The sequence below is a fragment of the Candidatus Sororendozoicomonas aggregata genome, assembly GCF_031528575.1.
GTDB classification, from domain to species: Bacteria; Pseudomonadota; Gammaproteobacteria; order Pseudomonadales; family Endozoicomonadaceae; genus Endonucleibacter; species Endonucleibacter aggregata.
The window spans coordinates 1-14,207 of record NZ_JAVLSP010000017.1 but is presented as its reverse complement, the minus strand read 5'-3'; the positions used below and the strand labels follow the sequence as shown (position 1 = coordinate 14,207).

General features: G+C 45.9%; 9 protein-coding genes. 4 read left to right on the top strand and 5 right to left on the bottom strand.

The window, feature by feature from the left end; translation table 11 throughout:
• Positions 1 to 36: 36 nt before the first annotated feature.
• The gene (gene glyS / locus V4C51_RS05225; protein ID WP_330925078.1) at positions 37 to 2,124 is read right to left on the bottom strand and encodes a glycine--tRNA ligase subunit beta; all 2,088 of its coding nucleotides are present in this window, start codon (positions 2,122 to 2,124) and stop codon (positions 37 to 39) included.
• Complete coding sequence (gene glyQ / locus V4C51_RS05220) at positions 2,124 to 3,077, bottom strand: glycine--tRNA ligase subunit alpha (RefSeq protein WP_330925077.1); 954 nt, start codon at positions 3,075 to 3,077, stop codon at positions 2,124 to 2,126. The genes glyS and glyQ overlap by 1 nt, the downstream gene beginning before the upstream one ends.
• Before the next feature lie 345 nt (positions 3,078 to 3,422).
• Between glyQ and V4C51_RS05215 the strand changes: the two genes are divergently transcribed.
• Together V4C51_RS05215 and mnmE are read left to right on the top strand one after the other, a co-directional pair.
• Entirely contained in the window at positions 3,423 to 3,863 is a 441-nt protein-coding gene (locus V4C51_RS05215) for a hypothetical protein (RefSeq protein WP_330925076.1), read from the top strand.
• Between the two features lie 282 nt (positions 3,864 to 4,145).
• Positions 4,146 to 5,522, top strand: coding sequence for a tRNA uridine-5-carboxymethylaminomethyl(34) synthesis GTPase MnmE (gene mnmE / locus V4C51_RS05210; protein WP_330925075.1), 1,377 nt, complete (start codon positions 4,146 to 4,148; stop codon positions 5,520 to 5,522).
• Between the two features lie 849 nt (positions 5,523 to 6,371).
• Here the strand turns inward: mnmE and V4C51_RS05205 are convergent.
• The 3 genes from V4C51_RS05205 to cdd all read right to left on the bottom strand — a co-directional run bounded on the left by V4C51_RS05205 (position 6,372) and on the right by cdd (position 10,421).
• Positions 6,372 to 6,707: a PBPRA1643 family SWIM/SEC-C metal-binding motif protein gene (locus tag V4C51_RS05205; protein ID WP_330925074.1), complete on the bottom strand. Its 336-nt coding sequence runs from the start codon at positions 6,705 to 6,707 to the stop codon at positions 6,372 to 6,374.
• Positions 6,708 to 8,545: 1,838 nt separating this feature from the next.
• Positions 8,546 to 9,322: a YopT-type cysteine protease domain-containing protein gene (locus V4C51_RS05200; protein ID WP_330925073.1), complete on the bottom strand. Its 777-nt coding sequence runs from the start codon at positions 9,320 to 9,322 to the stop codon at positions 8,546 to 8,548.
• A 178-nt stretch (positions 9,323 to 9,500) separates the two neighbouring features.
• The gene (cdd, locus tag V4C51_RS05195; protein WP_330925072.1) at positions 9,501 to 10,421 is read right to left on the bottom strand and encodes a cytidine deaminase; all 921 of its coding nucleotides are present in this window, start codon (positions 10,419 to 10,421) and stop codon (positions 9,501 to 9,503) included.
• A gap of 313 nt (positions 10,422 to 10,734) precedes the next feature.
• On the opposite strand from cdd, the gene murI reads away from it, so the two are divergent.
• Both murI and mnmG read left to right on the top strand, forming a co-directional pair.
• Positions 10,735 to 11,628 (top strand): glutamate racemase, encoded by an 894-nt coding sequence (murI, locus tag V4C51_RS05190; protein ID WP_330925071.1) that lies wholly within the window; start codon positions 10,735 to 10,737, stop codon positions 11,626 to 11,628.
• Positions 11,629 to 12,078: 450 nt separating this feature from the next.
• The gene (gene mnmG / locus V4C51_RS05185; RefSeq protein WP_330925111.1) at positions 12,079 to 13,965 is read left to right on the top strand and encodes a tRNA uridine-5-carboxymethylaminomethyl(34) synthesis enzyme MnmG; all 1,887 of its coding nucleotides are present in this window, start codon (positions 12,079 to 12,081) and stop codon (positions 13,963 to 13,965) included.
• The last annotated feature ends 242 nt before the right edge of the window (positions 13,966 to 14,207 follow it).

The window sequence follows — 14,207 nt, the reverse complement described above, 5'->3', positions numbered from 1 at the left end:
ATGGAAGCCCTCTCATTATCACAGTCAGTAATTTGCTTATACTGTTTTTAGCAAGGAGATATCAGCTACATGGAGGAATAGCTCGCGCAGCTGCTTCAGTAAAGCATAGCGGTTAAGTTTCACCGCCTCATTGTCAGCGTTAACCAGCACTTTGTCGAAGAAAGCATCCACAGGTTCTTTAAGTGTAGCCAGTGCTTCCATTACCTTGGCATACAGCCCTTGCTTGACCAGGGGAGCTGTTTCCTTGCGTTTGATAAACAATGCTTTGGCCAGGTCGATTTCTGCCTGTTCAATAAGCAGTGATTCATCAATCACATCCGGTATGATAATGTCTTTTGCTTTTGTCAGTATGTTAGAGACCCGTTTGTTGGCGGAGGCTAAAGCGGCTGCTTCAGGCATAGCATAAAAGCGGATAATGGCCTGAATGCGCAGGTCATAATCCAGCGGTTGAGTTGGACGAAGCGCCTTTACCGCATTAATGACTTCAGCCGCTACGCCTTTATCCTGATAACTTGCGTTAAAACGTTCCAGCATATAATCAACGACTGTCTGAAAGGTGTCTTGCTCAGGGAGGTTTACGCCTGTGCTCTGGTAACCTTTCGCTGCCTGCTCAGTGAGCTGGTTAATGTCAAGGTTAAGTTTTTTCTCAATAATTATACGGAGAATACCAATACTTGCTCTTCTGAGGGCAAAAGGATCTTTACTGCCAGTGGGTGGCTGACCAATCCCGAAGATACCGGTAATTGTGTCTATTTTATCGGCAATGGACAATGCGCAACCGGTAAGAGAGGATGGCAGCAGGTCACCGGCAAAGCGAGGCATGTATTGTTCATTCAGTGCTGTGCAGACATCCTTCGGTTCACCATCGTGGGCAGCATAATACTGGCCCATAATTCCCTGGAGATCGGGGAATTCACTCACCATCTCGGACACCAGGTCAGATTTACTCAGAAGCCCTGCCCGGGCCGCATGCTCAGCGTTTTTACCTTCCTGCTTTACGATTGAGGCAGCGAGCCTTGAGATACGCTCTGTCTTGTCATAAACAGAGCCAAGCTGTGTCTGAAATACAATAGATTTCAGCTGTTCACGGCGAGCTTCCTGTGTGGTTTTCTTGTCAGTTTCAAAGAAAAATTTGGCGTCAGACAACCGGGGACGAATCACGCACTCGTTACCGGCAATTACCTGCTGGGGGTCACAGCTTTCAATATTAGCAACGGTAATGAAGTGAGGCTGTATAGCACCAGATTCATCAACGACATGGAAATATTTTTGGTGTTCTTTCATAGAAGAAACCAGAGATTCAGCGGGTATTGATAAAAACTCGTTATCAAAGCGTCCAGCCATTGCCACCGGCCACTCAACCAACGCTGTTACCTCATCCAGCAGATCATTATCAATAACGGCAATTCCGCCAGTTTGTTGCGCAGCCATTTTAACCTGGTCGCGAATCACATCACGGCGTGTAATAAAATCTGCCAGCACTTTACCTTCTTCTTTTAATTTGCGCGCATAATCAGCAGGTTTGTTGATGGTAATAGGGCGATTGGCATGAAAGCGGTGTCCAAAGGTTTTATTATCCGCCTTTAGCCCGAGCACTGAGCAGTCAACAACGCTATTTCCCATTAACATCAGTAACCACTTCACAGGGCGGACAAACTCATCTCTGCGAGCACCCCAGCGCATGCGTTTTGGGATGGGCAATCCAGACAGGGATTGAGAGACCACCTCAGGCAACAGAGCTTTAGCGTGAGCCCCCTCTTTTACAAAACGGAACACTAGCCAGGCGCCCTTATGGGTACTCAATGATTCCAGTTGATCGACACTGACGCCATTGGAGCGGGCAAACCCTTCAGCAGCTTTAGTGGGGTTGCCATCCGCATCAAAGGCCGCTTGCATTGCCGGACCACGGCGCTCTAAATTCTGGTTGGGCTGAGCTGTATCAAGGTTTTTGATATAGACTGCCAGGCGGCGAGGTGTCGCAAAACTAAGACACTCAGAAAAATGCAATTGCGCATTTTTCAAACCCTCAGCAATATTAGCTGTAAACGCGTCAGATAGCTTTTTCAGGGCTTTTGGGGGCAGCTCTTCCGTACCCAGCTCAATGAGAAAATCTTGCGTCTGCATTATTTTACCCCCTTTTCAAGGTGTGCCAGCACGTAGTTTCGATTTGACTCCTCCGCCATGGGGAAGCTCAGATTGCGACGGGCTTCAAAGTAAGCTTTAGCAACAGATCGTGCCAGAGTTCTCACCTTGAGAATGTAACGCTGTCTTTCGGTCACTGAAATAGCGTGTCTGGCATCAAGAAGGTTGAAGGTGTGAGAGGCTTTTAAGACAAATTCATAAGCAGGCAGTGGCAAGTCGAGTTCGACCAGGCGCTGGGCTTGTGTTTCAAAGAAACTGAATTGTTGAAAGAGTTCGCTTGTGTCAGCCTGTTCGAAGTTAAATATGGACATCTCCACTTCATTTTGATGAAACACATCACCATAAGTGACTTTGCTTCGCAGACCTTTTGCCCAGACAAGATCATAAACATTGTCAACACCTTGAATGTACATGGCTAAACGTTCCAGGCCGTAGGTAATTTCACCAGTAATAGGGAAGCATTCTAGGCCACCGACTTGTTGAAAGTAGGTAAACTGCGTGATTTCCATACCGTTCATCCAGACCTCCCAACCTAGTCCCCAGGCACCCAGTGTGGGGGATTCCCAGTTATCCTCAACAAAGCGGATATCGTGAACAAGGGGGTCAATACCCAGCGATTTAAGAGAATCAAGATATAATGCCTGAATATTATCAGGTGAAGGTTTCATGACGACTTGAAACTGGTAGAAATGCTGCAGACGATTAGGGTTTTCACCATAACGGCCATCATTGGGACGTCTGCTGGGCTGAACGTAAGCTGAATTCCAGTTCTCGGGGCCTATGGCACGCAGGAAGGTCGCTGGATGGAATGTACCTGCACCCACCTCCATATCCAGTGGTTGTATGATAACGCAGCCCTGCTGTGACCAGAACTGTTGCAGGGCAAAAATCAATCCCTGAAATGTATTGATATCGGGTGTACTTTGAGACGTCACTGCTGTTCTACCTCTTAGAGGCTTCGGTAAGGATAAATAAAGCGAACCATGCCAAATTATACTGGTTTGCTAGGGAGAATATACGGTTGTGGATATTTTGTGAATTGCTGTGGGTAAATAATATTGCACCTTATTGCCTTTTTAGATTAGGTCGATAAATCAACAGGTTGTTTCGAAAATCTATCTGCATTGCAATAATCTGTCTCAAATTTGACATAAAATGAGACACTTGTTCGGAATGAAAAATGACAAGGAAAGATAAGCTGCTATAGTGAACATAGCGGCGGTAACAATCGTGAGCTGATAATAAAAAATTAATAATTAAATGGTATAAGGAGAGTAACCATGAAAAAATCACTAATCGCTTTAGCTTTTGCCCTGACGGCTTCGTCGAACACGTTCGCATCTGGTCTTGATAACGCTTCTGCTAACGTTTCTATGAACGTTGCTCTGTATGCTTCTATCACTGGTTTGGATGACTTTGCTCTGTCTACTTCTGGTACAGATGGTTCAGCTGACGCTGTTTATTCTGGTAGTGATACGTATAACCTTGAGTCTAACGGCCAGGTACGTGTAACTTTGTCTGGTGGTGATCTGACTAACGGTACTGACAGTGTAGCTACTTCATACTCTTTAGACGGAAGCGCTATGACTTTTGACACTGTTGCTGACTCTACACATAACCAAGCACACACTGTTGCTGCTTCTGCCCAGTTAGGTGCGATCTCTGACCAGAAGGCTGGTGCGTACGCTGGAGCTATCACTCTGACTGTTAGTGGTATCTAATCTGACATCAGTTTAGAGTGAGATAATAAACCTGCGGGTGCTTCATCCGCGGGTTTTTTATGTAAGCAGCCTTAAGATGCTGTTCGTGAAATACAACCTCTGCCATTGGTATGATCTTCACAGCGTGGGCCTCTGGTAGCGTAGGCATAATGGTGAGGATGCCAGTTCAGTAGCCTGCCTTGAAAAGCAAATAAACGCCAAAAACTTTTCCTGCAAATTAGCATAAACAAAGTCCCTGTTGTAGTCTGTGGTTTTTTATTAACCGACACAGTTTTAACGTTCATGACAGATCTGAGTGCCATTTATCAGGATACGATTGTTGCACAGGCAACACCCCCTGGAAGGGGAGGTGTCGGGATTATCCGAGTGTCGGGCGGTGATGCCAAACGTATTGCCAATAAGGTACTAAAAAAGGATCTTAAGCCACGTTATGCCCATTATGGGCCTTTTTATTCACACGAAGGCGGTGTTCTCGATGAGGGTATTGCCCTGTTTTTTCCCGGACCGAATTCTTTTACCGGCGAAGATGTGCTTGAACTACAAGGGCATGGTGGACCTGTGGTAATGGATTTGTTGATAAAAGAGTTGTTGTCCTTAGGTGCCCGTCAGGCTGGCGCGGGGGAGTTTTCAGAAAGGGCATTTTTGAATGATCGAATGGATCTTGCTCAGGCTGAAGCCATAGCAGATCTGATTGATAGCACCTCTGAGCAGGCCGCGCGTTCAGCTTTGCGGTCATTACAGGGGGGGTTCTCAAAGCAGGTGAACGCATTGGTTGAAGGGTTAATACAGCTGCGTATTTATGTGGAAGCCGCTATTGATTTCCCCGAAGAAGAAATTGATTTTTTAGCCGATGGCAAAGTGGGGACTGACCTGGCGATGATTCTGGAAAACCTTGATAAGGTGATTCGGCAAGCTGGGCAGGGTGCTATTTTGAGAGAGGGAATGTCTGTGGTTATAGCAGGGCGCCCAAATGCCGGTAAATCCAGTCTGTTAAACGCCCTCTCTGGCAGGGAAACAGCCATTGTTACAGATGTTGAAGGAACGACACGTGACGTATTAAAGGAACATATCCATATTGATGGTATGCCACTTCATGTGATTGATACCGCTGGTTTGAGGGATACTAAAGATAAAGTAGAGCAAATTGGTGTGGAGCGGGCTTTTAAAGAAATAGCAAAAGCAGATCGTGTTTTATTGATGGTCGATGGTTCTTCGACACCAGCCGTAGATCCAAAAGAGATTTGGCCTGAATTTGTCGAGCGTTTTCCTTGTAGCAGCAAATTAACGATAATCCGCAATAAAATCGATTTAACGGGCGAAAAGCAGGGACTGCTCCTTAAAAACCGGATTCCAGTAGTCAGAATCAGTGCTATGGAAGAAGTTGGTCTGAGTGTGCTTAGGGAGCATTTGAAGCAGTGTATGGGTTATGAGGGACTGGTGGAAGGAGGCTTCTCTGCTCGCAGGCGACATCTCGATGCGCTGAATAAAGCACAGGCGTTGTTAAATAATGGTAAAGCGCAGCTGGAGCATAGGGGGGCAGGTGAATTGTTAGCTGAAGACCTGCGTCATGCACAAAAAGCGCTCGGTGAAATTACCGGCGAATTTTCATCGGATGATCTTTTGGGGCGTATTTTTTCATCGTTTTGCATTGGGAAATAATAAGATGCTGTTTGTGGTCTTTTATGAAAAGCGAAACCGATGATAAAATCAGCCTGTTTTTCGAGTTTTTGAGAGCCTGGTGGTGCTGTGTAACGAAGAAAAGTCCAAAACAGGCGGTTTATATCAGCGGTTTCAGCTCATAAAAGATTGTGAACAGCTTCAAAGAGCTAGCTCACATGACGGTGTCCGGGATCATATTGGGGTATAGCCTGACAGGGGGATAAGCCCTTAGTTCCATTGAGGTAGAATACCATCACTATAACGGGTCTGTTTTTCTGAATTTAGTAGGGGGGAGTCACCTGTTTTATAGACTTTTTCGATGAACCTGACCCACGTATAAACTCTTCAGCCGTTTCCATTTTTCCATAAAATATTTGACACATACCGTATGATCCAAGCATGGGCCAATGGTATTCGCGTGAGAGACTCACTGCTTGAGTACGATCTTCCAAAGCCTGAAAATCTTCTTTAAAAAATTAAGGCCGAGCGCTATTTACAATAATTTTGTCGTATAAATTTAAACGTTGCCATTTTGGGTAAGTATTCCAAGACTTTTCTTACAAAACTATAACTCTAAAGGGAGTTATACTGGACAGCCTTTCTCTAAGGCTACATGCAATATTAAGCGCCTTGGCTCGGAACAGATAGCAAAAAGGAGTGAACGCCATACTCTGACCATTATTCCGAACCCTCAGGTTATCGAACGTTTATTAAAAAAGACTTTTGTCGTTTACAAAGAGGTAAATTTTAAACTAAACAAAAGTCACAAATCTATGCATTTAGCCTTCTTTTGACTGCTGTTGAGAAGATTATGAACAAGTTCTTAAACCGGTATCAGCCAGTGCCATCTCAGACACCACAGCATTTCTTATACTTTTTACCACTGTTGCAAATACACGGATCATTACGGGAAGGGGTGTTTTCCTTTACCTGTGTAGCTGTCTTTTGCAGCAGGGTATCGAGCTCAACGGTATTCTCTAGCTTCTCTTCATCAATCACGACCTTAATGATGATATCATTTGCTTTGGCAAGAGCGAGTAACTCCGCGCTGCGCTCTTCTGTTTGAACAGTTACCCTGGCAGGGTTTGTTTCCGTGCCCGGGCGCAGAACTTTTTTGGTCTTATAGCCAACACTTCGGGTATCTGGCATATTTGTACGGCCACCTTTATAGAAGAATTTGGACATAAATTAGAGTTTCCTTAGAAGTAATAATCAACACAGTATAAATGAAATTTTGCTGGAGTGCTTATGGGGCTGATAGCTTGATAAGAGACAGTGCTACTATCGGTTTCCGAAAGAGTACTCCCGCCTGAGCTAGGCGGGAGGTGAATTTCGTCTAACATTCTGCTACTATCCTTTCTGTCGTTGAAGACCTACCCTCGGGCAGAGGGGAAGTAAAGTCTGTGGAGTTAATGTAAGTCCCTCGTGGCTGTAATGTGGAAGCAGAAACCTGCGTAAACTCGCAAGAAAGTAACGCCCCAGTAATGGGAATCCTCCAGCGACCTGGCTGGGGGAGGATGTCAAAATAATAAGTATTTATACTTGCTTAGGCTGATTTTTGAAATGATAGTCACTGCAAACAATGATTTTTAAGTAAAAAACAACAAAAAAACAACAATGGACAGCCTGTTCATCACCTGCCTTGAAATGACCAGTCTTGAAGGGGGAAGTTATCAGTAACCTAAATTCAATAGTTGAAGGCTCTTTGTCCTCCAGGAGCCAGGCTTTCAGCAAGTTAAAAGCGGTCAACTGCTGAATGTAAGTTTAGCCATTGAACACTTTAAATACGTTGAAACAGCCTGCTCAGAGCAGGGTTTTTTTCGGTGTTTTATCCACAAAATATGAAAAGAAGTCCTCAGGGAAAGCATTTATCACCAGTATTAAGCAGTTTATCCACAGAAGGATGATATCTGTAGTGTTTATGAATTTCGTCGTTTATTATTTTGGCTACCTATCAGCAAATATGGTTATATAAAGGTTTTTACTAGGTTTTCAGTGTATATTTTATAGAATTCATCGTCGTTTAAATTGACATTTTTTATTATTATTTGAAAAGTGTTTGTTTTTTGTTCAGTTTATTGCTGGGCAGCATAAATAATAACCATATTGCTTTGTCGACAGGTTATCAAAAGCGTAAATTATTATTTTTTGACGTCTATTTAATAGGGAAAAGAAGACCGGTAAAAATCCATAGGCGGACGCCTAAGTATAGGAAATACCCTCTATAGGCCAGAATTTACAGTGTGCTAAGGTATGAACTGATGTCTATAACAAGCTCGAGTTTAGAGTGAGCAGACTTCGATAATTGCCAGAAAAAGGCACAAGATGGCGGTTCCGAACCCGCTAAAGCTGGAACCACCAGGCTACTCAAAGACAGAAAGCTATCCTTGGCAAACCGGCCTATTACATCTCTTTTCCAGGAGCCTGTCGGACTTAAGACAATTTCGGCCTAAAATCCAGGAAGCGCGAGAAAGTGCGGCCAGAATTTCCGATCAATTTGCTTAAATAGGTCAACTATTCGCACAAGTTGATCGAAAATTCTGACTCGCTCTAGTGAATTTTATGCTCGAAAGCATAAGTCCGACAGGCTCCCAGGTGGTGTTACCCCCCAAGGGATGAGGTGCTCAACTCAACTCCCTGGCTGGCTCGAATGCCTTCTGAAACAAGCAACACCAACAAACACTTTTCCGTTGGCTAAATATACGACTAATGACTTACTAATGATTGCAGTTGCTTAGGGTTCGGGCAGGTAAACTCGCAAGAACTCTGGTGAACCAACCTTGGCGCTCAGAGGATGTCATGATTACTGGAATGATGAGAACAGGTCTGTAAGAAGCTATTCCTCAATTTGCCTATTGAGTTCATCAGATAATGCCAATAAAATTTCGGCAACCATTTCCCCGTATTGGGTTGGATCACCTTCAAAGAATTCCGGGAAACCTTGAATTATGTTTCAAAGCGTTGGTCATTGTTATCGCGTTTCCCTTTGAGAGCAGATGGAACAAAGCATCACATAATGATTGTCATGCAGGGGCATCGACCATTTCAAAACCCTGAACAAGCGCTGGTTTTGCCAGGGGATAAAGTTCCCACTCTGTGCACTTATGCAATACCATGGCTTCCCCAAAATAGTCTCGGGCAAATTTGGCAAAATCACTTCTGCGCTCAAACCACACCTCACCCGATGAAGGCTCAAAAAAGACCACATCAGATTGTGCATCGCCCAACCAGGCACATAGAAAGTGTCCCATTCCGGGATTATCCAAGCTCAAATTGGTAACATCAAAATTATGTACAGCAATTAGCACATAACATGACGTATAGTTTAATAACGCATTAACCATCAAGTGAGATTGGGTGAAACTGTCTTTAGCCGTCAACTCATCCATGTATTCTTTACAGTTAAAAAGGACTCTGTGTGTTACGGGGTGGAAAAGGAGACGTAAACCAAAAATCTCCAACCAATTCTGCAGATCCATCGCCTGAGAGATAATACCCGTTACGTCTTCCCTTTTGCCCAATCTGGAAAGCTGTAAATTCACGATACGACGAACCTCGGCTTTATTAAAACGGCTTTTATTAAATAATCCCCTTTCTTTCCTGGTCAGCTCAGTGGCGAGATGACGGTCATCGCTGTGGTATCTAATCCAGTGGGCGCAAATAGAAGCACACACGCCGTAATCACTAATATCATCTTGATCAAAAAGCCAGGTTATTACGCCGTTGTTGTTGGCCGCATATCTCTCAAAGTAGTTTGGAAAAACAGGCATCAGTTTCTCTTTAAGATCTGAGTTCTGCATAACAGCTACGCCATAACCTCGACCAAGCTGGTGTGTTGTATATGCAACGATGGTTTTTTATCCTGATGAGTGTATACAACCAGCCTAGACAATAAATTCACCAGGAAATTGGTTTTGGAACGGTGCCTCTGTGCTCTATCTAAAAGATATTTTTTAGCGCAGGAAACTAACCCCTTAACTATACGACTACGGTTGTTAATTTAATACCGTAACTGCTCAGAATGTTTTCTGTTATTTCTCTATGAGAAATCATAGCTTTTTTTTCCACAAGTACCGCATGGGTAACATGCGCAGGGTTTTCAGGGGTGGCCAAATCGGCTAACCGCCAGTTCACCATGGCAGACTCAATGGCTGTCATGCTCGGGTTAAAAGCCGCGTTCTCGGCGTATTGACCCGTGATGATTTGTCCATTTGATAATTGAAGCGCAACACCCGAGTAGCACTGTGTGTAGGGAGCGTAACTGTTAGCGGCTGCATCAGCGGCTGCTACGGCGAGGGCATCTTTGGTGTAAGGCTCGGCCAGTTGAATCTCGGTAGACGCTGAAGACATCAAGCGGTCAGTCTGGTTAAGGTTGGCAGGGCCAAAGGAGTCAGAAAGCAGGTCTGCCATTTGATAACGAGCTATTTTTTTGCTGTTGAGACGCTTGATGGTCACAATGATATCGTCAATATGGTTCAACTCGTTAAGGAACTGTCGGCAATGGCCGCAAGGCGCATTATTGACGATTAGTTGGCGTAGTCGGGTTTCTCTCTGATGCCAGGCATTGCAGACAGCAGCCTGCTCGGCATGGACGGTCAGCTTCAGGGGAATTTCGGGCATTTCCAGATTTGCCCCAAAATATAAGGGGCCATGCCCACTTTCCCGGTAGCCTTCAACAATAGCGCCCACAGGAAACCGTGAAATAGGGTTCACTGTCAGCGCTGTGGCCAGAGGAAGTAAGGTTTCCAAAAGCTCATCCCAAGGGATGTTCAGGCAGCGCATTAAGCTTTGGGACTGCTTTGGATCAAGCCGGCCCTTCTGGTGCTTCAGGTTGTCTAAAATGGCAGCAGCAACGCTGGGAAACCGGGTGAGTTGTTTGTGAAAGGTGGGTGCTATCATCAGGGCTTACTGGCTCACAGGGCGACTGATTTGTGGTGGATAAAAATTGCCACAAATCAGGACTATTGTCCAGCAGGAGTTCATCTGTGTGTATACTATAGGGTGCTTACAACTGTGTTACACAGGCAGTAGTAGCCCTGAAAACACAGAACTGTCAGGCATTAAAGAGATTTTCACGTGTTTTGGATCTTGGTGAGCGATCCTGTGAAGGTTGGGATTTTTGTCTTTGCGGGAATGATGGTAAGGGTGCCTTAAGTCTGACAGGCCAAGGGGCTGTTTGATGATACCAAAGAACTCTCATAAGTTAAGGTGAGTGCCAAATGACATCGCCCTGAAGTCCGGGGGTGTGATTATCGCCCTGAAGTCGACAATTCACCTGCCTTTGGTAGAAGTAACCCATGGTAGAGATATAATGCAAAAGGCCCGGCCCATTCTTATTTTTGACTCCGGTGTTGGTGGTCTGAGTATCTACCAGGCTGTAAAGCAGCGTTTGCCTGGTTTGGAGGTAGTATACTGCTCTGACAGTAAGGGTTTTCCCTATGGCCCAAGACAAGAAGACGACGTTGTACAGAGAACCTGCTATTTTCTCCAGGCACTGACAGAGCGGTATCACCCATCACTCGCTATTATTGCCTGCAATACAGCAAGCACGGTTGCATTGCCTTTTGTACGACAACTGTTGAATATTACTGTCGTTGGGGTTGTGCCAGCCATTAAAACAGCTGCTGAGCTATCTGTCAGTCGACGTATTGGTTTATTGGCAACACCGGGCACTGTTTGCAGGGCATATACGGATCGCCTGATAGCTAATTTTGCCAGCGACTGTGAAGTGATTCGGGTAGGTAGCAGTGACCTGGTGCATATGGCAGAAGATGTGCTTCGTGGTAAAACCATTAATCAACAAGCCCTCCGCTCAATCGTTGCGCCTTTTTTTCAGGGGAGTCGTACGGTGGATGCTATTGTGCTTGGTTGCACTCACTTTCCGTTATTGAAAAAAAAGTTGCAGCATGTTGCACCGTCTGCTGTAACCTGGGTGGACTCTGGTCATGCCATTGCCCGCAGGGTTGAGACTTTGCTTGGCAGCGGTAGCGCCTATGTTACAGGGAGTTTTACAGGCGGTAATGATACGTACATTGATACCCTTCATAGTACGACGCTATCTGGAACGCCTTTCACAAGGCTCAGTGAACTGGGCTTTTTTGTGTAGAACACCCCGGAATAGTCAAAAGACCGGGCCAAACGAATATCTTACTTTTCTGAAGGGGTAATTCTTAGAAGCAATCTTAAAAGTCTGCCCGTAGCGAGGACTTCGAGAAATGGAGGATAAAAAGTCGCTTTTGTGAGGAGAATAGCGGGACTATTTGACGAACAAAAGTGACTTTTTAGACTCATTTATCTTAGCCGCAGTAGGAGCATGACTTTTAAGACTGCTTCTCAGACAACATTATCTTTAATGGAAAATGAGCTGCCTTCAATTATTATTCAAGGGACTTCATGGTGGGCTAAAATCAAGGAGAATAAAGCGTATCTATACGAAGTTTTTCCACAACCCAACGATTTGTCCTGACAGGTTTGGGGAAACTGGCGCATCTATGGGGTTCCCGGCGTGTTATACTCCGCGTTTTTCAAGACTGAGGCAAGGTGAGCGATTTTGGCAGTGGATTTTCCGACCCGATTTGACGTAATTATTATTGGCGGTGGTCATGCCGGGACTGAAGCGGCATTGGCATCTGCCCGTATAGGGGTGAAAACCCTGTTACTCACCCACAACATCGAAACGTTGGGGATGATGTCCTGCAACCCTGCCATCGGTGGTATTGGCAAAAGCCATCTGGTAAAAGAGGTGGACGCTCTCGGTGGTGCCATGGCCAGGGTGACAGATTTTGCTGGTATCCAGTTTCGGGTACTCAATGCCAGAAAAGGCCCGGCCGTGCGTGCAACGCGTGCTCAGGCGGACCGAGCCCTTTACCGTCAAGGGATTCGCTCAATCCTTGAGAACCAGCCTAACCTGTCTATTTTTCAGCAGTCAGCCGATGATCTGATTTTTGGTGAAGGCGCTGAGCACGATCAGGTACGTGGTGTTATCACCAATATGGGTGTGCGTTTTTATGCGCCTAATGTGGTGCTGACGGCAGGCACCTTTCTGGGCGGTCGCATCCATGTGGGGCTGGATTCTCACCGGGGAGGGCGTGCCGGCGATCCGCCATCCATAGCGCTGGCCGATAAATTACGCTCTCTGGAGTTACCTGTCGAACGGCTGAAAACCGGCACACCGCCACGCATTGACGCGCGCTCTGTGGATTTCTCCGTTATGGAGCAGCAGTTTGGGGATAACCCGTTGCCAGTGATGTCTTACATGGGCTCACGGGCCGATCACCCGCAGCAGGTGTGCTGCTATATCACCCATACCAATGAAGTGACACATGAGGTCATTCGTAGCGGACTTGACCGCTCACCCCTGTTTGCTGGCGTGATTGAAGGGGTTGGCCCTCGTTATTGCCCGTCCATTGAAGACAAAATTACCCGTTTTACCGACAAGAACTCCCATCAGGTGTTTATTGAACCAGAGGGGCTCAACACCCACGAACTGTACCCTAACGGGATTTCAACCAGTCTACCTTTCGATGTACAGATGGATCTTGTCCGTTCCATCAAGGGGCTGGAAAGCGCTCACATTACCCGTCCGGGTTATGCCATTGAGTATGACTACTTTGACCCACGGAGCCTGAAATATTCCCTTGAAACCAGAGCCATTGGCGGGTTGTTTTTTGCCGGGCAGATCAATGGCACCACAGGTTATGAAGAAGCCGCCGCTCAGGGGCTGCTGGCTGGCCTGAATGCTGCCCTCAGGGCTCAGGACAAGGAAAGCTGGTGCCCTCGCCGTGATGAAGCCTATATTGGCGTGTTGGTGGATGATCTGATCACCAACGGCACCAGCGAGCCTTACCGGATGTTTACCAGCCGGGCAGAGTATCGTCTGATTTTGCGCGAAGACAATGCTGATTTGCGTCTGACGGAAAAAGGCCGTGAACTGGGCTTGGTGGATGATGCCCGCTGGGCTGCGTTTTCTGAGAAGAAAGCGCGCGTCGAGAAAGAAACCGAGCGCCTGAAGCGCAGCTTCGTACAACCTCACAGCGAAGCCGTAAAGAAAATAGCTGACAAGTTGACCAATCCTGTTAATCGTGAATACAGCCTCCAGGAGTTGCTGCGTCGACCAGAGTTAAGTTATGACGATGTTGCGGGTTTGGTGGGTGAAGCTGAAACCAGTGAACAGGTCCGGGATCAGGTTGAAATCCAGACCAAGTATCAGGGGTATATCGACCGTCAAACCCAAGAAATAGACAAACTGCGCCGTTACGAGAATACCCGCATTCCTGAAACGATGGATTTTGAGAATATTGACGGGTTATCCAATGAGATCCGCCAGAAGCTGAAAGAACAGCGGCCAGATACGCTAGGCAGAGCATCACGTATTCAGGGAATGACTCCGGCGGCGGTATCATTACTGTTGATACATCTTAAAAAGAAGTCGATGGTCGCTTAAAATAAAAGGGTAAAAAAAGCCGGGTTTTCCCGGCTTTTTTATTAGGCAGTCAAGCTGATATCAATCTCCAAGTTTATGGAGAGGGTGTAAAATTCCTTAATTTTTGCGACTGTCAATGGGAGCCCTGGCTATTTAATCTTTATAAAAAATGAACTTTTTTACCAAAAAATAGCCCAATTACCCTAGGAGCCTGACCGAGAATAGCGCCCGTAGCGAGGATTGCGAGAAATTGAGGATAAAAA

Excerpts from the sequence above, each read along its gene's own strand:
- V4C51_RS05215 (WP_330925076.1), top strand. The coding sequence starts at position 3,423 with ATGAAAAAATCACTAATCGCTTTAGCTTTTGCCCTGACGGCTTCGTCG.
- mnmE (WP_330925075.1), top strand. The coding sequence starts at position 4,146 with ATGACAGATCTGAGTGCCATTTATCAGGATACGATTGTTGCACAGGCA.
- glyS (WP_330925078.1), bottom strand. The coding sequence starts at position 2,124 with ATGCAGACGCAAGATTTTCTCATTGAGCTGGGTACGGAAGAGCTGCCC.
- V4C51_RS05205 (WP_330925074.1), bottom strand. The coding sequence starts at position 6,707 with ATGTCCAAATTCTTCTATAAAGGTGGCCGTACAAATATGCCAGATACC.
- cdd (WP_330925072.1), bottom strand. The coding sequence starts at position 10,421 with ATGATAGCACCCACCTTTCACAAACAACTCACCCGGTTTCCCAGCGTT.
- V4C51_RS05200 (WP_330925073.1), bottom strand. The coding sequence starts at position 9,322 with ATGCAGAACTCAGATCTTAAAGAGAAACTGATGCCTGTTTTTCCAAAC.